General features: G+C 53.6%; 13 protein-coding genes, 13 tRNA genes and 2 rRNA genes. 4 read left to right on the top strand and 24 right to left on the bottom strand.

Features of this window, described 5'->3' with window-relative positions:
• Positions 1 to 3: 3 nt before the first annotated feature.
• A complete protein-coding gene (locus MKX51_RS02910; protein ID WP_340991134.1) occupies positions 4 to 423 on the bottom strand; it encodes a hypothetical protein in 420 nt (139 codons plus the stop codon).
• Positions 424 to 636: 213 nt separating this feature from the next.
• Between MKX51_RS02910 and MKX51_RS02905 the strand changes: the two genes are divergently transcribed.
• On the top strand, positions 637 to 1,389 hold the full coding sequence (locus MKX51_RS02905) for a 3'-5' exonuclease (RefSeq protein WP_340944064.1): 753 nt from the start codon (positions 637 to 639) through the stop codon (positions 1,387 to 1,389).
• A 245-nt stretch (positions 1,390 to 1,634) separates the two neighbouring features.
• Positions 1,635 to 2,399, top strand: a complete 765-nt coding sequence (locus tag MKX51_RS02900; RefSeq protein ID WP_340991133.1) for a MerR family transcriptional regulator — start codon at positions 1,635 to 1,637, stop codon at positions 2,397 to 2,399.
• Between the two features lie 61 nt (positions 2,400 to 2,460).
• On the opposite strand, the gene MKX51_RS02895 is transcribed toward MKX51_RS02900, so the two are convergent.
• The 6 genes from MKX51_RS02895 to rbsK all read right to left on the bottom strand — a co-directional run bounded on the left by MKX51_RS02895 (position 2,461) and on the right by rbsK (position 7,992).
• Positions 2,461 to 3,021 carry a PepSY domain-containing protein gene (locus MKX51_RS02895; RefSeq protein WP_340991132.1) on the bottom strand — a complete coding sequence of 187 codons (561 nt, stop codon included), beginning with the start codon at positions 3,019 to 3,021 and terminating at the stop codon, positions 2,461 to 2,463.
• A 112-nt stretch (positions 3,022 to 3,133) separates the two neighbouring features.
• On the bottom strand, positions 3,134 to 3,736 hold the full coding sequence (locus tag MKX51_RS02890; RefSeq protein ID WP_340991131.1) for a PepSY domain-containing protein: 603 nt from the start codon (positions 3,734 to 3,736) through the stop codon (positions 3,134 to 3,136).
• The gene (locus tag MKX51_RS02885; protein WP_340991130.1) at positions 3,733 to 5,100 is read right to left on the bottom strand and encodes a sensor histidine kinase; all 1,368 of its coding nucleotides are present in this window, start codon (positions 5,098 to 5,100) and stop codon (positions 3,733 to 3,735) included. The genes MKX51_RS02890 and MKX51_RS02885 overlap by 4 nt, the downstream gene beginning before the upstream one ends.
• On the bottom strand, positions 5,097 to 5,789 hold the full coding sequence (locus MKX51_RS02880; RefSeq protein WP_340991129.1) for a response regulator transcription factor: 693 nt from the start codon (positions 5,787 to 5,789) through the stop codon (positions 5,097 to 5,099). Before MKX51_RS02880 ends, MKX51_RS02885 begins: the two co-directional genes overlap by 4 nt.
• 173 nt (positions 5,790 to 5,962) lie before the next feature.
• On the bottom strand, positions 5,963 to 6,727 hold the full coding sequence (gene aroD, locus MKX51_RS02875) for a type I 3-dehydroquinate dehydratase (protein ID WP_340991128.1): 765 nt from the start codon (positions 6,725 to 6,727) through the stop codon (positions 5,963 to 5,965).
• 326 nt (positions 6,728 to 7,053) lie between these two features.
• Complete coding sequence (gene rbsK / locus MKX51_RS02870; protein ID WP_340991127.1) at positions 7,054 to 7,992, bottom strand: ribokinase; 939 nt, start codon at positions 7,990 to 7,992, stop codon at positions 7,054 to 7,056.
• Positions 7,993 to 8,296: 304 nt separating this feature from the next.
• Here rbsK and glgP point away from each other — a divergent pair, with 304 nt between their 5' ends.
• On the top strand, positions 8,297 to 9,913 hold the full coding sequence (gene glgP, locus MKX51_RS02865) for an alpha-glucan family phosphorylase (RefSeq protein ID WP_340991126.1): 1,617 nt from the start codon (positions 8,297 to 8,299) through the stop codon (positions 9,911 to 9,913).
• Between the two features lie 303 nt (positions 9,914 to 10,216).
• Positions 10,217 to 11,671, top strand: a complete 1,455-nt coding sequence (katA, locus tag MKX51_RS02860) for a catalase KatA (protein ID WP_340991125.1) — start codon at positions 10,217 to 10,219, stop codon at positions 11,669 to 11,671.
• A 192-nt stretch (positions 11,672 to 11,863) separates the two neighbouring features.
• Here katA and MKX51_RS02855 read toward each other — a convergent pair whose 3' ends face one another.
• From MKX51_RS02855 to MKX51_RS02775, 17 genes are all read right to left on the bottom strand, one after another.
• The gene (locus tag MKX51_RS02855; RefSeq protein WP_340944081.1) at positions 11,864 to 12,706 is read right to left on the bottom strand and encodes a DNA-binding protein; all 843 of its coding nucleotides are present in this window, start codon (positions 12,704 to 12,706) and stop codon (positions 11,864 to 11,866) included.
• 180 nt (positions 12,707 to 12,886) lie between these two features.
• Positions 12,887 to 13,846: a helix-turn-helix transcriptional regulator gene (locus tag MKX51_RS02850; RefSeq protein WP_340991124.1), complete on the bottom strand. Its 960-nt coding sequence runs from the start codon at positions 13,844 to 13,846 to the stop codon at positions 12,887 to 12,889.
• 951 nt (positions 13,847 to 14,797) lie between these two features.
• Positions 14,798 to 14,868, bottom strand: a tRNA-Gly gene (locus MKX51_RS02845).
• A gap of 17 nt (positions 14,869 to 14,885) precedes the next feature.
• Positions 14,886 to 14,959 (bottom strand) — tRNA-Pro (locus tag MKX51_RS02840).
• A 152-nt stretch (positions 14,960 to 15,111) separates the two neighbouring features.
• A tRNA-Arg gene (locus MKX51_RS02835) sits at positions 15,112 to 15,188 on the bottom strand.
• Between the two features lie 10 nt (positions 15,189 to 15,198).
• A tRNA-Gly gene (locus tag MKX51_RS02830) sits at positions 15,199 to 15,273 on the bottom strand.
• Positions 15,274 to 15,280: 7 nt separating this feature from the next.
• Positions 15,281 to 15,364: transfer RNA gene (locus MKX51_RS02825), tRNA-Leu, on the bottom strand.
• 16 nt (positions 15,365 to 15,380) lie between these two features.
• A tRNA-Lys gene (locus MKX51_RS02820) sits at positions 15,381 to 15,456 on the bottom strand.
• A gap of 26 nt (positions 15,457 to 15,482) precedes the next feature.
• Positions 15,483 to 15,557, bottom strand: a tRNA-Gln gene (locus MKX51_RS02815).
• 205 nt (positions 15,558 to 15,762) lie between these two features.
• Positions 15,763 to 15,840: transfer RNA gene (locus tag MKX51_RS02810), tRNA-Asp, on the bottom strand.
• 75 nt (positions 15,841 to 15,915) lie between these two features.
• Positions 15,916 to 15,989: transfer RNA gene (locus tag MKX51_RS02805), tRNA-Met, on the bottom strand.
• 32 nt (positions 15,990 to 16,021) lie between these two features.
• Positions 16,022 to 16,097, bottom strand: a tRNA-Val gene (locus MKX51_RS02800).
• A gap of 38 nt (positions 16,098 to 16,135) precedes the next feature.
• Positions 16,136 to 16,210, bottom strand: a tRNA-Glu gene (locus MKX51_RS02795).
• 159 nt (positions 16,211 to 16,369) lie between these two features.
• Positions 16,370 to 16,459: transfer RNA gene (locus MKX51_RS02790), tRNA-Ser, on the bottom strand.
• A 3-nt stretch (positions 16,460 to 16,462) separates the two neighbouring features.
• Positions 16,463 to 16,538 (bottom strand) — tRNA-Asn (locus tag MKX51_RS02785).
• A gap of 51 nt (positions 16,539 to 16,589) precedes the next feature.
• A 5S ribosomal RNA gene (gene rrf / locus MKX51_RS02780) occupies positions 16,590 to 16,706 on the bottom strand.
• 79 nt (positions 16,707 to 16,785) lie between these two features.
• Positions 16,786 to 19,713 (bottom strand): 23S ribosomal RNA (locus MKX51_RS02775).
• Between the last annotated feature and the right edge of the window lie 2 nt (positions 19,714 to 19,715).

Genomic DNA, 19,715 nt, shown 5'->3' with positions numbered 1-19,715 from the left:
CCCTCACCATAATCTTCCTGCCAGCATCGTGAACCGGATCAGCGTCAGCTCATCGCCCTCTTCGAGCCTCAGCGGCTCATCCAGCGCGGAGCATTCCTCTTCCTGCACGAACACCTTATACAATCCGTCTTCAAAAGCAAGCAGTGCCGCTGCCGTAGCCTGCTCTACCTCAGGCTTCGTCTCACTGTACACTGTGCCGAACCCGACCTTGCCGTTATCGCCCTGCTCCGCAATTTCACTTGCGGTCAGGTAGGGGATCAGCTCCCCCTGCTCCTGGCGCTCCCGCATCGCCTGCACCTGCCCGGCTACAATCTCCGAGATTAGCGCGCGAAGCGTCTGCGGATGGGACGCAAGCAGCAGCTCCTTCCGCTCCAGCACCGCCTTGCGTTTCCCCAGGCTTTTGACGGTTACATACAGCTTCATGGCCTTCCCTCCTTGCCTCAATAGCTCTATTCGACAGATTATCTTGTTCATTACCCAATTTTGCAGATATCAACACGTTCCCCCGGCCGAAAATTCAAATTTGTGCTGATACAGGGCATCCGGTATCTGTACAGCGCTTTTTTTGCTAAAATAGAAGGGTCGGCGCATTTCCGGGCAATCTTGGCGCCAGTCACTGAAACGGAGGCATTACCTGTGGATTATATTATTCTGGACATCGAATTCAACGGCCGCAAATTTGCCAGCGAGCATCCCATGGAGGTCATTGAGATCGGAGCGGTCCGGTTAGACGCTTCATTGCAGGTTAAGGATGAATTCTCAGCCTTAATCAGACCCATATACTTCTCCACCCTGAATTCATTCATCAAGAAAAAAACCGGCATCCCCCAGGAGGATATCGACGTCGCCAGCCGGTTCCCGAAGGTCATTACCGCCTTTAGAGCGTGGCTTGACCAGAGTGCTGACGGAGTGCTGCTCTTAACCTGGGGCGGCGAGGATATGAAGCGGATTATCCAGGATGTGCGGATGCACAAGATGGATGATGCCTACTGGATGGAGGCCACCTACTTCGATCTGCTCAAGGGCGTCCTGCGCGCCCGCGGCCTCAGTAACGACATCAGCGTCGAAGGGGCGATGGCCCTCTTCGGCCTGGAGCCTTCCGGCTCCGCTCACCGCGCGCTGGACGATGCCAAGATGACGGCGGAGATCTTCCGTGCAGTCTTCAGCGAGCTGGACTTTGCGCGGTCGCAGCATTATGTCGATACCTTCTCGAACGCCAGGGAGCGCAAGACGGTTAAGATCGCTATCAAAGCGATGACCGCCCAGAAAATCGTCCCTACCTGGGAACTGGTCGCCGAGCATTATTTCCCTGCGGAGGATGCCCTGGCGGACCCCCGGAAGCTGGCAGAGCTTAAGGCGTATTTCACCGCCCAGCTTGGCAAGAAATAGACCCCTACCCGCGCACAGCAGCGGCAATCTCCCGAGGCATAGCCCGGGCGGTTGCCGCTGTTTGCTTTTCCAGCACCCACGGTTACCCGCCCCTCTGTCCGGTTATTCTACCAAATAAAGAGTTGACCTTGCCGTTACGTCAAAGTGTACAGTTAGATCTGTAAGCGGCCGCTTACCCGGCGGGGAGACCTTGAAGACCATCCTCTGCCAGAGACGCAGGAGACAGATTGGAGGCAGACAGGACCATGGAATATACGGTGCATAAGCTGGGGACACTCGCGGGGATCAGTGCACGGACCCTGCGGTATTACGATGAATTCGGCATTCTGAAGCCGGCCAGAATCAATTCATCGGGATACCGGATCTACGGCCAGGCCGAGGTAGACCTGTTACAGCAGATTCTGTTCTACCGGGAACTGGGCCTCAGCCTGGAGGCGATCAGGGATATTGTCCATTCGCCCTCCTTCGACAGCGCCCGCGCCCTGCGGGAGCACCATGACCAGCTGCTTCAGCGGAGACAGCAGCTGGACCGGCTCATCGCGAACGTCGAGCAGACCATTGCACACACAGAAGGGAGAAGTATAATGAGCAATCAGGAGAAATTCACAGGCTTCAAGCAGAAGCTGATTGACGATAACGAGCAGAAGTACGGCCAGGAGATCCGGGAGCAATACGGCGCGGAAGCTGTGGAGCAGTCGAACCGCAAGCTGAGCCATATGACGGAGGAGCAGTACGCTGCCCTTCAGCAGCTGGAGGCAGATATGTTCGCGTCACTGGAGCAGGCGATGGAGGAAGGCGATTCGGCAAGCGAGCTGGCGCAAAAGGCCGCTGACCTGCACCGCCAGTGGCTAAGCTTCTACTGGGATACGTACACTAAGGAAGCCCATGCCGGTGTTGCCCAGATGTATGTCCAGGATGAGCGCTTCACCGCTTATTACGACCAGCACCGCCCGGGCATGGCCGCGTTCCTGCGGGATGCAGTGCATGTGTATACCGGAGCGAAGCAGTAGACGTAATCGTTTGGCATAGCAAAAAGGCAGCCGTTCAATCCGGCTGCCTCTCTTTTACCTATCAATCATCATCCTCGTCGGAATCCGTATCGGTGTACACAACCTTGGCAGTATACGCATCGACACCTACTTCTGTCTTGACCTGCCCGTTCCTGATTTCAACCTCGTAGACAGCGCCCCCGTGCTCCCGGTCCAGATCAATCTCGGTGACCGTCCCCTTCACAGCAGCTTGGGCTGCCTCAGCCGCCTTGCCTGCGGTAATCATCTTCCCGCCTGAGGCCGGAGCTGCCTTATGAGAGTCATCATTGTCTGCATCCTTGCGCAGGCTGATCACTTTTCCCGAATAGGCATCTACCCGGACATCTATTTCCTGCTTGGTCTGCTGAATTTCGATATCGTAATACGTGCCGCTGGCCTTCTTCTCCAGATCGATGCTCTCCACCTGTCCCGGAGCTGCCTTCAAGGCAATCTGCTCGGCTTGGCTTACACTAATCAACGTTGTGCTCTGACGCTTCACTGCTGCGGCTGCATCTGCCGTACTGCCCTTCAGCTCGCCTATACCATAAGCGCCTCCGAGAATAAGTGCTGCCGCCGTGATACTGCTCCATATCTTTGTCTTCAATGTTAACGCCTCCTAAGTTCATTCTTCGCTGCTTCATGTAGTAACTATAACGCTACAATCTGAGAGAACAGCGGGAGTAACATTAGAATTCGCTGAGAAAAAAACAGATACCCTAGGAATCGTCCCCATCCGGCTCTTCCCAGGTCACAGACATAATATGACCCGAGATTGCGTTGACCTGAACTACGGCTTCCCGCCCGTCTGAAGTATGAATCTCCACCAGGTAAAAAGCGCCCGCCGCATCGATTCCCGTATCCACATCGTCCAGCTTCCCCGGTACCTCAAGCAGAGCGAGCCTGACAGCCTCCGCTTCGGAGACTACGCTCTGCGCCGCCGGGGTAGGTGCTGGTGACGGGGTAGCCTCAGCTCCTCCAGATGGCGCTGGAGTAGCGGCAGACGTAGGCTGCACCGCCGGTTCGTCCGCGCGCTTCAACAGCACGATGGAGAGAATCTCGCCGCTAACCCCGTCCAGCTTCAGCTCATACCGTCCCTGCTCCGTCTGAAGCTCTGCTACATAAGCTCCAGCTTGCAGCTTCAGACTCTCTACCTTACCGGCATATTCGTTCAGCACGGCCTGCTCCGCCTGATCTCTGGATAACAGCGGCTCCGAATCCTTCCCGAATATCCAGAAGGCAACCCAAGCCAGCAGCAGGAAGACAACCATACCTATGATTGCCTTGTACATTTTGCTCTTGTTCCTTGGATGCTGGTTCATTGTCCACCTCCCCTGCGGTCCGCAGCCATACGGATCGTCACCGAGGTTCCCAGGCCTACCGTACTATCCATGGACAGCTCCGCTCCGATCACCCCCGCGATCTCTGCGGCAAGCGACAGCCCCAGGCCTGCCCCTCCGTTCTCACGGGTTCTCGCCTCATCCACTCTGTAGAAACGGTCGAATATCTTCGGCAGCTCCTCCGGCGGAATTCCAATGCCGCGGTCGGTAATCACAATCATCCGTTCCTGCCCGGAAGTCTCAATACGCACGGTTATCTGCTCATCGCTGTATTTGCGGGCATTGTCCAGGAAGATGAACAGCAGCTGCCGGAGCTTCGCTTCATCGCTGTAGCCCTCAGCCGGCCCCTTGACCTGAACCGTGACCTCCCTCCCGTACGCATTCTGAAAAGCCTTCGCCGAAGAACGGGCCAGCTCCTCCAGATCTATCACCTTCAGCTCCAGATCCCACTGCTCCGGGTGCTTCGCCAGCAATAACAGCTGCTCCGTCATTTCCTTCATCCGCACAGCTTCGGAGTGTATGGCCTCAACCGATTCCTCGAACAGCTCCGGGTGATCCAGCCCTCTGCGCTTCAGCAGACTGGCATAGCTCTCAATAACCGTCAGCGGTGTGCGCAGCTCATGGGAGGCATCCGACACAAATTTCTCCTGCTTCACATAATTGCTCTCCAGGAGGCCTATCATTTCGTTGAAGGTATGCCCCATCTCCACCAGCTCATCCTTCGAGTGTGCTTCCAGCGGAAGCCTGCGGAATTTCCCGCTGCGCTGAATCTCCCGCATAGTCGCCGTCATTTGGACGATGGGCCGCATAATCAGGCCCGACAACAGGCGGCTGGAGAGCAGCAGCGGAAGCAGCGCCGCAAGCGCAGCCCCGGCCAGGACCAGCCGCAGCACCCGCAGCGTATCCATCGTGCTCTCCAGACTTTTGGTCATCTGGAGATTCAGGACGTTCCCGTCCGTCCAGATGACGGGAATGCTTACGAACGCGTACAAGCGTCCGTCCACCCGGACCCGCTCCGCCTGCTTCCCGGAATGGTAGACCGGCTTCACCCGGCTGATCTCATGCCCGGAGGCTGAGGTGACTGGCGCCGGTCCGCTACCGTCCGCAGAGAGCAGCCGCAGCATTCCCTCCACCGGCACATAAGCCCGGAGCAGCTCCGGTGCCGTTACCCCGTCTCCGGCTTTTCTAATCGCGGCAGCGATTCTAACCGTCTCGGCAGAAGCCTGCCCGAGCTGGCTGTCTAGTGACATCCGGCTGAACACGGCGTAGATGAACAGATTCATCAGGACAAGAAGCACGGCAAACAGCACGCTGGAATACAGATGAATGGTGCTCCGCAGCTTCATGGGGCATCCTTCAGCACATAACCAACGCCCCGCACGGTATGAATCAATTCAGGCTGGTGGTCCAGCGTGATTTTCTTGCGGACATAGCGGATATAGACATCCACAATATTCGTATCGCCGTAATAATCGTACCCCCAGACGGCAGCCATGATCTGTTCCCTGTTCAGCACCTGGCGCTTATTCTTCAGCAGGTAGACCAGCAGGTCGAACTCCCGGGGAGTCAGCTCGATACTCCGGCCTGCCCGCTTCACCTCCCGCGTAGCTTCGTTCAGCTCCAGATCATCTGCCATCAGCAGGTTGACGGCTTCCTCTCTCCTCCGCCCCGAGGCCAGCCGCAGCGCAGCACGGACACGCGCCAGCAGCTCCTCAATTTGAAACGGCTTCGTAATATAATCATTGGCCCCAAGGTCCAGGCCTGATACTTTATCCTCTACCGAGCTTTTGGCTGTAAGCAGCAGCACCGGCGTATCGGGATCACCCGCCCGGATTCGCCGCAGCAGCTCTATGCCGCTGAATCCAGGCATCATCACATCCAGCAATAACAGATCCGGCTGCTGCTCCTGGTACATCTCCAGCCCCTGATGGCCGCTCCCGGCAATGGACACACGGTATCCCTCGCATTCCAGCTCAATCTGCAGCAGACGGGCAATTCTCACCTCATCCTCCACAACCAGAATCAATTCTGTCATCGGCGCTCCGCCCCTTCTACTTGATTGCCTCCATTGTAGGGCATGGGCAGCTACACTTTCAAACTCCGCCCGCTATTTGCTATCTCTCTATATGCAAAAGGGTGCTTCCACCGTAATCCCGGCCGGAAACACCCTGTCTATCCCCATTCCTGCTGCGTCTGTACCGGCAGCCGCTACAAGCTGCGGTGCAGCAGCGTAAGCACACCGCGCAGCTCGGCAACTGCCACCTGCCCCGGTGCCGAAGGCTTATGCGCCGCACCGAAGGTCAGCGCCGAGCCGAAGATCTCTCCGGCCAGCCGGCTGATCACGCCCTCCCCGGCCATCGACATGGTAATGATCGGACGGTCCGCATACTGCTCCTGCATCCGGTTCGTCGCCGCCAGCAGGGTCAGCACATCGGCTGGACCTTGCGGCATTACGGCAATCTTGGGCAGATCGCCGCCCAGCTCCTGCGCCCGGCGCAGCCGGGAGACAATCTCCTCCTCGGACGGCGTCCCGTGGAAATCATGATTCGAGACAATCACGAACACCGCCTGCCCATGCGCTGCGGCAATCAGCTTGCGGACTTCCGCTTCCTCATGGAACAGCTCCACATCCACAATATCCACCAGTCCGCTCTCTACCGCAGCCAGGTTCAACTCGAAGTAATAGGCGGTGGAGATTTCCTTCTCCCCGCCCTCCCTGGCGCTGCGGAAGGTGAAGATCAGCGGAATCTCCGGCAGCAGACGCTGAATGTCTTCCAGCACCTGGGTTACGGCATTAATATCTTCCACCTCCCTGAAGAAATCACTGCGCCACTCCACCACATCCGGCGCCAGTGCGAGCAAAGCCTCAGCTTCTGCACGCAACTCCGTCCGCGTCGTTCCGACCAGCGGAACACAGATTTTGGGCATCCCTTCTCCGAGGGTTATATTCTTGACGGTTACTGTACCGCTCAAACGTGTCAGCTCCTTAGCGGACCCCGAGTCTCAGCGCTTCCTCTGACGCTCCCCGCTTAATTTGTCTATTATATAAAACGCACTTAAGGTTTGAACTCGAAGCTTGGTCGTCGCTGCAGTGAACATTTGGACTTCCGGCCGCTGCCCGTCAACAGATTTCTTAATTTAATCCGCTACTCGCGGTTGAAATCCGTTGACAAAGGCGGACGCTACCGCTCCTACAGTTCCAAATTTCCCCTCCGCTTCTTTTTGCTTTTCGTTAATTTCTTTAGTGCGTCTTATATAGCATCTGCTTCCTCTATCTCACATACGGAATCTACTGGGATCTACAGGTCTTGTGACTCCGCATTAGCAGCTGTCCGCAGGAACTGCTCTACCTCTTCCAGTCTGGGCAGAGAAGCAATCGCACCGGTCTTGCCAACCGCCAGCGCACCGACCGCATTGGCGAAGCGGACCGCCTCCTCCAGCGTCCTGCCGCAGGTCAGCTGCCAGGCCAGCGCCCCGTTGAAGGAATCTCCGGCTGCCACCGTATCTACCGCCTGCACCGGGAACCCCTGGACATGCCGGCTTCCGGCAGCGTCCACGATTAGCGCCCCTTTGGAGCCCAGCGTTACAATGACGTACCGGACCCCTTTTGCCAGCATCATCCGGGCCGCACGCTCTGCATCCTCCACACTCTCCACAGAGATGCCGGCCAGAATCCCCGCCTCTGTCTCATTCGGAGTCAGGTAGGTGACATGGTGCAGCAGCTCATCGCTCAGCGGCTGGGCCGGAGCCGGATTAAGAATCACCGGTAGCCCATGCCGGTAAGCCAGGACTGCCGCAGCCTCGCACATCGCCAGATCCGTCTCCAGCTGCATCACCACGATCCCGGCACCGCTGATCACGGTCTCAAGTGCTTCAATATCCTTCGGCTTCATCTCCACATTCGCGCCAGGTACCACAATGATCCGGTTCTCACCGGCACCGTCCACCACAATGGAAGCAACCCCTGTAACCTGGGATTCACTCTGTGAGATATAAGCAGTATGAACCCGCTCCTGCTCCATAATCTCCAGCAGCCCGCTGCCAAAAGCATCCTTCCCCACTCTGCCGATCATCGTCACATCCGCACCCAGTCTGGCCGCTGCGACGGCCTGATTCGCCCCTTTTCCGCCCGGAGACAGAGCAAATCCCTGACCGAACAGGGTCTCACCCGCCTCCGGCGCGCGCTCTGCCCGTACGACCATATCCATATTCAGACTTCCAATTACGACTATACTCAATCCTTTACACCACCACTTGGTTTATTGTTTGCTTTATGGTTTAGCTTATAATTTAGATGAAGCTTGTACATTTATTCTCCCCTTATCTTATGGCCTTCCGGCAGGTTTATCAAATTTTATTTATCGGCTCAGCAGGCGGTCATTCGTCACCGAAACTCCGCTGTGCTTTTTAAGGATAAATATGCTAGAATGATGGTGCAATCGCTTCCAGAGCCCGTCCTGCCTCATGGAGCAAACGTTTGCATCTTAGATACAGCCTGCAGCAACTTGTTATTATCTAAATCGCATTTAGGAGGCTTATCACGTGAGCGAGAACCACTTACCGTCAGTAGCTTATTTCAGCATGGAGTATGGGCTGCATTCCGATTTCAAAATGTACGCCGGAGGCCTGGGCATTCTGGCCGGAGATTACATCAAGGGCGCGCAGGATATCGGGGCACCCATCATCCCCATCGGACTCAAATGGAAACAGGGCTACACGGACCAGAGGATTGATGCGGACGGCAATCCCTACGACTCTTACCACAACTATGTGTACGACTTCCTGGAAGATACGGGCGTCAAGGTCACGGTAAAAGTCAGAAAGACCGATGTGGTCTGCAAAGTGTGGAGAACCGACCGGTTCGGCAACCGTCCGCTCTATTTGCTCGACACCGATATCCCGGAGAACAGCGATGCCTGGATTACCGGACAGCTCTACGGCTGGTTCGGGGAGGAGCGGATTGCCCAGGAGATCGTTCTGGGCATCGGCGGCGTCAAAGCCATGCGCGCTCTAGGAATTAAGATCGATGTCTATCACTTCAACGAGGGACATGCGGCGCTCGCTGCAATCGAGCTGATCCGGGAGAAGATGTCCGGCGGCAGTACCTTTGAAGAAGCCTGGAAGGCTACACGGGAAGAGGTTGTGTTCACTACACATACACCGATCAAGGAAGGCAACGAGACACATCCGCTGGATCGTCTGGAATACATGGGAGCCTTCAACAGCCTAACCCGCGCCCAGATGGAGCGGATCGGCGGAGAGCCGTTCAACATGACAGTTGCCGGTCTGCGGCTGTCGAGAATCTCGAATGCAGTGGCTCAGCTTCATGCCGACACCGCTAACAAAATGTGGAAGGAAGTCGCCGGCAGATCCGAGATCATCGGCATCACCAATGCGATTCATACCCCTACCTGGGTAGATGAGCGGATGACCCGTGCTTTTGAGGGAGGCGGCGACCTGTGGGCTGTGCACAAGGAGATCAAGCAGGAGCTGATCGGCTTCATTGAAGAACGGTCCGGGATTGCCCTGAATGCAGACAATTTGCTCATTGGCTTCTCCCGCCGGGCGGCTCCTTACAAGCGCAGTGACCTGATCTTCTCCCAGCCGGATATTATAGAGCCGTACCTGGAGAGCGGCAAGATTCAGATTGTCTTCTCCGGCAAGGCACACCCGCTGGACGACAACGGCAAGCGGATCGTCAGCAACCTTGTAGCCATGATGCGCAAATATCCGAAGAGTGTAGTCTTCCTGGAGAACTACGATATGACCATCGGAGCCCGGCTGACCCGCGGCTCTGACATCTGGCTGAACAATCCGCGCAGACCGCTCGAAGCCAGCGGAACCTCCGGGATGAAGGCCGCCATGAACGGCGTCCTGAACTGCTCCATCCTGGACGGCTGGTGGCCGGAGGCCTGCATCGACGGCGAGAACGGCTGGCAGATCGGCGGCGGCTTCGAGACTACCGACTTTGCAGTGCTTGACCAGCATGACAGCGATGCATTGTATGATACCCTACTGAACCGCGTCCTCCCGGTCTTCTATGAGGATCAGGCCAAGTGGGTGCAGATGATGCACCGCAGCATCGAGACCACCCGCACCGAATTCGCCACCAAGCGCATGCTGGATGAATACTATAACCGTATGTATATCCCAAGCTAACTTACAGTAGTTTTTGCTCCCGTCACCCGCATCCAGTTGTTGCTGCTCCGTTACTGTTCACGAATCCCCCCTCCTGTCCGCTGCTGCGGGCGGGAGTTTTTTTGCCCACTCTTCACTCTCCGCTTTCGCTTCATCTAAGCCAAATTTCCTTGTCTGTAACCTCCAGCTCTGGCATGAACCTGCTTTCTTCCGCATAAGGTTAATTATAATAATTATAAAAAAGGATTGATTTTATTTAAATTCTTGTTATTATAGTATTTATACTTAATCTAAAATCAAATCCTATACGAGGTGATTATGTTCATGACCACAAACCATAACAACAAGCTAACGACAAGCTGGGGCGCCCCCGTAGGTGACAACCAGAATTCAATGACCGCCGGTGCCCGTGGCCCCGTGCTGGTGCAGGATGTCCACCTGCTGGAGAAGCTGGCCCACTTCAACCGTGAGCGTGTTCCTGAGCGTGTCGTTCATGCCAAAGGCGCCGGTGCCCATGGTTATTTTGAAGTCACCAATGATCTCTCCCAATATACGAAGGCTGCCTTCTTGTCGGAGGTCGGCAAACGCACCCCGATGTTCATCCGTTTCTCTACCGTTGCCGGGGAGCTGGGTTCATCCGATACTGTGCGCGATCCGCGCGGCTTTGCTGTGAAATTCTACACTGAGGAAGGCAACTACGACCTGGTCGGCAATAACACGCCTGTCTTTTTCATCCGTGATGCCATCAAGTTCCCGGACTTTATCCATACCCAGAAGCGCCATCCGCAGACCCATCTGAAGAACCCGAATGCCGTCTGGGACTTCTGGTCCCTCTCCCCCGAGTCTCTGCACCAGGTGACGATTCTGATGTCCGACCGCGGCATCCCGGCTACTCTCCGCCATATGCATGGCTTCGGCAGCCATACGTTCAAGTGGGTAAATGCCGAAGGCGCAGCCGTCTGGGTGAAATACCACTTCAAGACAGAGCAGGGCGTCAAGAACCTCGATGTTAAGCTGGCCGCACAGTTAGCCGGGGAGAACCCGGATTATCATACAGCGGATTTGTTCAACGCCATTGATAGTGGAGACTTCCCAGCCTGGAGGCTGCATGTGCAGATTATGCCTGTGGAAGATGCCGACACCTACCGCTTCGATCCGTTTGATGTCACCAAGGTGTGGTCGCAGAAGGATTATCCGTTGATTGAGGTAGGCCGCATGGTGCTGGACCGCAATCCTGAGAATTACTTCGCCGAAGTGGAGCAGGCTACCTTTTCCCCCGGGTCGTTCGTTCCAGGCATAGAAGCTTCTCCAGATAAAATGCTTCAGGGCCGCCTCTTCGCATACGGAGATGCCCACCGCTACCGGGTAGGAGCGAACCATAACCACCTGCCGATTAACCGGCCTGTCGCAGAGGTCAACAATAATCAGCGCGACGGCGCGATGAATGCTACGAATAACGGGGGAGGCTCCGTCTACTACGAGCCCAACAGCTCCGGCGGGGCAACCGAGTCAGCGCCGCATAAAGCGGCTGCTTTTGAAGTCTCCGGCCAGGCAGACAGCGTGTCTTATGACCATGACGATCACTACACTCAGCCGGGTGACCTGTACCGTCTGCTCAGTGAAGAGGAGCGTGCCCGGCTCGTGAGCAATATTGTCGGCGCGATGACTCCAGTGGAGTCCGAGGAGATCAAGCTCCGCCAGATTGGCCACTTCTACCAAGCCGATCCGGAGTTTGGCCGGCGAATCGCAGAAGGACTGGGATTGACTGTAACAGAGTAACCTCTATCCACAGCAAAGAAGGGGTAAGCATCGCTTACCCCTTCTTTGCATGATATGCAGCTTATATTTCCAGATTCATGAGACAGAGAGATTTTAGACTAGTGGCCTGCTCCGTGATTGTTAATAGAGATATTGCCGGAGGATGCGGATAAGTGACCGCCTGCGCTTGCCGTTGTTACTACTACGCTTGCGCTAATCAACAATACGGCTGTTAATAACGAGATCGCCTTTTTCATCTTTTAAAAACTCCCTCTCTAAGATATTTTTCATTACATTTTGATAAGATTCTTGTTGTTCTGCGGTCGCATGGCTTCGGATATGTTCATAAAACGACACGATTTTCCTAAAGCCTGTCCCGTCATAAAGTTTACTACTTATTACCAAAATATAGAGAGTCAGATTAATTGCATCATGAATTTTCTCCCTTTTATACAAATAAATTGCACTAAGATGCATGTAGTCTATGTAGTATCTGATATCTTCCTGCTTCTCTCTGCAGCTTAGTTCCTGTAGCGGCTCATTGAATTCATCCAGTACCCAGTCGATAGAAAAGTTGTACTTAATGGCAGATTCCAGCACAGTAATCAAGCAGGCAAGCAGCTCCTCCTGGTCCCCTGTACGAATGAATTCAACATAATCAGGGAGAACTTCTACCTTTCCTTCCAGCAGATCAATGACGAAGGTGTTGGCTATCGCAATGTTCCTGTAGTATTCCACTTCTGCGGCAGCTTCCTGATCCGCATCCGTGATCCAGCTCAAATCCGAGTACAAGCCTATACACTTTCTTGATTCAGCGAGATTACCGAGCTTTTGGTAGGCAATGCCCTTCATGCACGCACTGTAGCCGAGATAATACGCTATATTTTTTTTCAAATAATACTTCTTTGCACCCTGTTGATGGGAGCCGTAGGTTAGAACTGCAAGTTCAAAGAGCTTGTCTGAAATCTCGAGAATTGCCGTCCAGTTCTCCCATGAGAACGAGACTTTAAGCATATCTGTCAAAGAGTCTTCATTCATCCCATCCAGTTCCAGCAATTTCTATCTTGCCTCCTATCATTCCATTATATTCCAATAATAACCTGCTTCACCGCTCCGGTCAATTCATTCCCAACATATATATCTCTAATATATCTCTAAAAAAGCCTTTATTCTCCAGTTGAGCTAATCAATCTAACCTTTTCGACATTTTTATTCCATATTATGTAAAATCATAGTCTACGTCTGCTGCTGATACACATCCAGCCACTGCTCCAGCTGCTCCTTCAAGCGCTCCCTGGCCGACTCCGGCTCCAGAATCTCAGCATTCGGGCCATACTGCAGAATCCACTTGATGAACTCCTTCTCATTATTAACCGTGACTTCGAACAGCAGCGTTCCGTCGCCTTCTTCGCTCATCCGCGGCTGTACGAACAGCTCCTCTTCCTTAATGTAACGCGCCACCTCCGGATCGAACCGTACCTTGAACGTGACATTCCGGGTGCCCCGGTTGATCGACCAGGTATTTTTCAGATACTGCTTAATATTGAAATTTCCCTTATCAAAAGCGGAAGCCGTCATCTCGACCTGCTCAAACCGGCTGATCCGGAACGTACGAATCGCCCCCTTCAGATGGCAATAGCCAATCAGATAAAAGCGCTGATCCCGCGGGATCAGATAATAAGGATCAATCTTCCGTGCTGTAGTGGCGTTGCGTGACTGCGAGTGGTATACCGTCCGGATGCTGCGCTGCTCCAGAATCGCTCCAATGAGCGGCTGCAGGAAGTTCCGGCTCTCCTTGCGGTAGGCCGGTGTGCCCATCTGGATAATATCCGCGATATTCTCCAGGAGGCCGTTCTGCCGTGATTTCTCCTTAAGATGGGTCCCCATCACCTTGTCATACGCAGAATGAAAACCCGGCGGAATTCTATCCGGATTCAGCACCGAAGGCAGCAAAGAGAACGCCAGCGACTCCTGCTCCGAGAAATCCAGCGGATATAAAAAGAATTTGCCCATGAACCGGTAGCCCGTGCCTCTTCCCTCATTCGTAACCGGTGCAAAGTGGCTGATCACCTCAAGATCCCTATAGATCGTTCTAATATTCACCTCACACCTAAAGGCCAAGTCTGCTGCGGTAATCCCCGGGTTCGACTGAATGGCGTTAATGATTCTGAAAATCCGTATTACTTTGTCTGTCATAACAAATGCTCCTCAGCTTCCAAGTAAGTGTTGCCTATGATCCAATAGTCCAATAGTTATACTATATCAGTTCTATAGAAACATAACGCCCTCCCATACTATTGCAACATCCCGGCCCTTACAACGAAATCACCCTAGCGGATGAATAATACTGGTGCCTATATACCACTCTTACACGAAGCTCACTTTTCTCCATCTACCTGCCTTCTGACGGCCATTTGACAGCTGCAGCCCTTAGCGCTCTGGCTCACAGATACTCTGAGTTCTATGTGTTCGGTTTTTCTGTGAAAATACATCTGGCACTGCGATAAACGCACGGCCTACGTGGCGCGCCTGGTCCAATTGTGTTCGGTTTTTCGATTACATTCGGCCATTCGCCTTCCCTGCATCACATTGTGTTCAGTTTTCGCATACATTCCCTAAATAGCAACAAAATCACCCTGCGGGTGAACGATGCTAATGCCTCTCTCACTGGCCGCTTTTAAGGAGCAGTAATGGTAATGTTGCACTTTTGGCAGGATTTCTCTATACCTTTTACGGGTTGAAGTACAATGTTGCATGATTTGCACAAATTTTGATGTTTAAAGCAAGTTAGCGCTGAATTTGTTGCATTTCATGCAGGATTTCAGCATTGACCGCTTCTTTGGGGCAGTATTGTTGCACTTTTGGCAGGATTTCTCTTAAAATGTTACTGCCGGTGATGCATGGGGCCCTTCCCTCCTCGCAGTGGCACCCATTGTATTCGGTTTTCCTGTGAAAATACGTCTGGCACTGCGATAAACACACGGCCTACGCAGCGCGCCCAGTCCAATTGTGTTCGATTTTTTCGATTACATTCGGCCATTCGCCTTCCCTGCATCACATTGTGTTCGTTTTTCGCTTACATTTGCTAAATAGCAAAAAAAGTCCGTCTTCCCCATAGGGCTGACGGACTCACGTGATACAAATATAAGCGGGTGATGGGAATCGAACCCACGCTATCAGCTTGGAAGGCTGAAGTTCTACCATTGAACTACACCCGCATAGGTGAAATGAAATATCGGGATGACACGATTTGAACATGCGACCCCCTGGTCCCAAACCAGGTGCTCTACCAAGCTGAGCTACATCCCGTTAATACAAAAGTTGAAGCAATGAAGTATAAATGGCGCGCCCTGAGAGATACGGATGCTACGCATCCGATTGCGAAGTTGTGCTATCGAAGCGGATGCTCCAACGAACTCGTTCGAATCTGGGGACACTTTGATCATTCAATGAAGTTGTAATGGCGCGCCCTGAGAGATTCGAACTCCCGGCCTTTTGATTCGTAGTCAAACGCTCTATCCAGCTGAGCTAAGGGCGCAAAATCTATATGGAGCGGACGACGGGAATCGAACCCGCGACCCTCGCCTTGGCAAGGCGATGCTCTACCGCTGAGCCACGTCCGCAAAAACATGGTGCGCGTGAAGGGACTTGAACCCCCACGTCGTGAAACGCCAGATCCTAAGTCTGGTGCGTCTGCCATTCCGCCACACGCGCACACGTTACAAGAAAATGGTGAGCCATGAAGGACTCGAACCTTCGACACCCTGATTAAAAGTCAGGTGCTCTACCAACTGAGCTAATGGCTCTCATAAGAGAAACAATCGAAAATAGATGGCTGGGGATATAGGAATCGAACCTATGAATGACGGAGTCAAAGTCCGTTGCCTTACCGCTTGGCTAATCCCCAATATTATAATTAGCAAAATGCTACGGAATCGGATGGATACTCTATACTTCGAGATATAGGATGCTCAATCCCTCATGTCTTAATACCAATTAAAATGGCGGAACCGACGGGATACTCTTCACTCCGTTACGAGATTGCGAAGTATTCCTTACGATGCCTATGCGTAAGCGAACCCAGGGATTTCTCATCCCTTACGCCATTAAAATGGCGGAACCGACGGGATTCGAACCCGCGATCTCCTGCGTGACAGGCAGGCATGTTAGGCCAACTACACCACGGTTCCAAGTTTAACATTATGGCCCCCCCGGAAAGTATTCGGAATATGCTACAGAGCATCTCTTCACTTTGTGGGGAACAATTGCGGGGGCAGGATTTGAACCTGCGGCCTTCGGGTTATGAGCCCGACGAGCTACCGGGCTGCTCCACCCCGCGTCATTGTACAAAATCTATTCGGTTAAGATAGATGGTGGAGGCTGAGGGGTTCGAACCCCCGACCCTCTGCTTGTAAGGCAGATGCTCTCCCAGCTGAGCTAAGCCTCCATATATGACTCTCTCTTCCCATCATTCAAAGAAGAAATTGGTGACTCGTATGGGATTCGAACCCATGTTACCTCCGTGAAAGGGAGGTGTCTTAACCCCTTGACCAACGAGCCATGCTATACAGTTATTTCCATCCCCTTTTCAGGGAGGTAACACTACGGAGAGAGAGGGATACTCTTCACTTCGTTACGAGATTGCGATGTAGTGCTATCGAAGCTTATGCTCCAACGAACCATTGAGGATTCTCATCCCTAATCAGGGAGGTAACACTACGGAGAGAGAGGGATTCGAACCCTCGAGACGCTTGTGGCGCCTACACGATTTCCAATCGTGCTCCTTCGGCCAAACTCGGACACCTCTCCATATGGCTCCCCGAACAGGACTCGAACCTGTGACAACTCGATTAACAGTCGAGTGCTCTACCAACTGAGCTATCAGGGAATATGTAAGCAATTAGGACAAAAAAAATACCACAATGTGTGTGGATGGTCCGCTTGGCGGCGTCCTACTCTCCCAGGACCCTTCGGTCCAAGTACCATCGGCGCTGGAGGGCTTAACGGTCGTGTTCGGGATGGGTACGTGTGGAACCCCTCCGCTATCGCCACCAAACGGGCATTTACAGCGTAAATGCTTCAGGAATTTGATTCCTGAAAACTGAATCCGAAACGAATTTGTGTGTTAGTGTTTTTTGGATAAGCCCTCGACCGATTAGTATTGGTCAGCTCCATGCATTACTGCACTTCCACCTCCAACCTATCTACCTCGTCGTCTTCAAGGGGTCTTACTAATTGGGAAATCTCATCTTGAGGGGGGCTTCACGCTTAGATGCTTTCAGCGCTTATCCCGTCCGTACGTAGCTACTCAGCCATGCTCCTGGCGGAACAACTGATGCACCAGCGGTACGTCCATCCCGGTCCTCTCGTACTAAGGACAGCTCCTCTCAAATTTCCTGCGCCCACGACAGATAGGGACCGAACTGTCTCACGACGTTCTGAACCCAGCTCGCGTACCGCTTTAATGGGCGAACAGCCCAACCCTTGGGACCTACTTCAGCCCCAGGATGCGATGAGCCGACATCGAGGTGCCAAACCTCCCCGTCGATGTGGACTCTTGGGGGAGATAAGCCTGTTATCCCCAGGGTAGCTTTTATCCGTTGAGCGATGGCCCTTCCATGCGGTACCACCGGATCACTAAGTCCGACTTTCGTCCCTGCTCGACTTGTAGGTCTCGCAGTCAAGCTCCCTTATGCCTTTGCACTCTGCGAATGATTTCCAACCATTCTGAGGGAACCTTTGAACGCCTCCGTTACTCTTTAGGAGGCGACCGCCCCAGTCAAACTGCCCGCCTGACACGGTCCCCGTACCCGCTAAGGGCACCAGGTTAGAACCTAGATACGATCAGGGTGGTATCCCAACGGCGCCTCCGCAGAAGCTTGCGCTCCTGCCTCCACGGCTCCCACCTATCCTGTACAGATCGTACCCAAATTCAATATCAAGCTGCAGTAAAGCTCCATGGGGTCTTTCCGTCTTGTCGCGGGTAACCTGCATCTTCACAGGTATTAAAATTTCACCGGATCTCTCGTTGAGACAGCGCCCAAGTCGTTACGCCATTCGTGCGGGTCAGAATTTACCTGACAAGGAATTTCGCTACCTTAGGACCGTTATAGTTACGGCCGCCGTTTACTGGGGCTTCGGTTCACAGCTTCGGGTTTAACCCCTAACCGCTCCCCTTAACCTTCCAGCACCGGGCAGGCGTCAGCCCGTATACTTCGCCTTGCGGCTTCGCACAGACCTGTGTTTTTGCTAAACAGTCGCTTGGGCCTTTTCACTGCGGCCCCCTCGGGCTATTCACCCTACCGAGGCACCCCTTCTCCCGAAGTTACGGGGTCATTTTGCCGAGTTCCTTAACGAGAGTTCTTCCGCGCGCCTTAGAATTCTCTTCTCGCCTACCTGTGTCGGTTTGCGGTACGGGCACCTTCTCCTGACTAGAGGCTTTTCTTGGCAGTGTGAGATCATGACCTTCGCTACTATAATTTTCGCTCCCCATCACAGCCCAGCCTTACGATGTGCGGATTTGCCTACACACCAGCCTCACTGCTTAGACGGACATCCATCAGTCCGCGTCACTACCCTCCTGCGTCACCCCATCGCTCATAGCGGATTACGGTGGTACAGTAATTTCAAACTGTTGTCCTTCGACTACGCCTGTCGGCCTCGCCTTAGGTCCCGACTTACCCTGAGCGGACGAGCCTTCCTCAGGAAACCTTGGGCTTTCGGCGGATCAGATTCTCACTGATCTTTTCGTTACTCATACCGGCATTCTCACTTGTATACTCTCCAGCGCTCCTTACGGTACACCTTCAACGTATATACAACGCTCCCCTACCCCAGATGCAACGCATCTAGCCATAGCTTCGGTGGTGTGTTTAGCCCCGTTACATTTTCGGCGCAGAGTCACTCGACCAGTGAGCTATTACGCACTCTTTCAATGGTGGCTGCTTCTAAGCCAACATCCTGGTTGTCTGTGCAACTCCACATCCTTTCCCACTTAACACACACTTGGGGACCTTAGCTGATGGTCTGGGCTGTTTCCCTTTTGACAATGGATCTTAGCACTCACTGTCTGACTCCCGGCAAGAAGTAAATGGCATTCGGAGTTTGACTGAGCTTGGTAACCCTTGCGGGCCCCGCACCCAATCAGTGCTCTACCTCCACCACTCCATTCACCGAGGCTAGCCCTAAAGCTATTTCGGGGAGAACCAGCTATCTCCGAGTTCGATTGGAATTTCTCCGCTACCCCCACCTCATCCCCGCATTTTTCAACATGCGTGGGTTCGGGCCTCCAGTGCGTGTTACCGCACCTTCACCCTGGACAGGGGTAGATCACACGGTTTCGGGTCTACGTCCACATACTTAATCGCCCTATTCAGACTCGCTTTCGCTGCGGCTCCGGCTTCTCACCTTAACCTTGCATGTTAAACGTAACTCGCCGGTTCATTCTACAAAAGGCACGCCATCACCCATAGAAAGGGCTCTGACTTTTTGTAAGCACACGGTTTCAGGTTCTATTTCACTCCCCTTCCGGGGTGCTTTTCACCTTTCCCTCACGGTACTGTTTCACTATCGGTCGCCAGGTAGTATTTAGCCTTAGCAGATGGTCCTGCTGGATTCATACGGGGTTTCACGTGCCCCGCACTACTCGGGATCCGTCTCGGAGAGAACACAGTTTGGGCTACAGGGCTTTTACCTCTATCGCGGGCCTTTCCAGACCTCTTCGCCTACTCTATTCCTTTGTAACTCCATGTGAGACGTCCCACAACCCCAAGAGGCAAGCCTCTTGGTTTAGGCTGTTCCGCGTTCGCTCGCCGCTACTGACGGAATCACTATTGTTTTCTCTTCCTCAGGGTACTTAGATGTTTCAGTTCCCCTGGTCTGCCTCTGCGTATCCTATGTATTCAGATACGAGTAACTGCGAATTACCACAGCTGGGTTTCCCCATTCGGACACCCCCGGATCAAAGCTTGCTTACAGCTCCCCGAGGCAGTTTCGTTGTTCGCCACGTCCTTCGTCGGCTCCTGGCGCCTAGGCATCCTCCGTGTGCTCTTAGTAGCTTAACCAA

This window comes from Paenibacillus sp. FSL M7-0420 (genome assembly GCF_038002345.1).
Classification (GTDB): Bacteria; Bacillota; Bacilli; order Paenibacillales; family Paenibacillaceae; genus Paenibacillus_AQ.
This window is presented reverse-complemented; position numbering and strand designations above follow the sequence as displayed.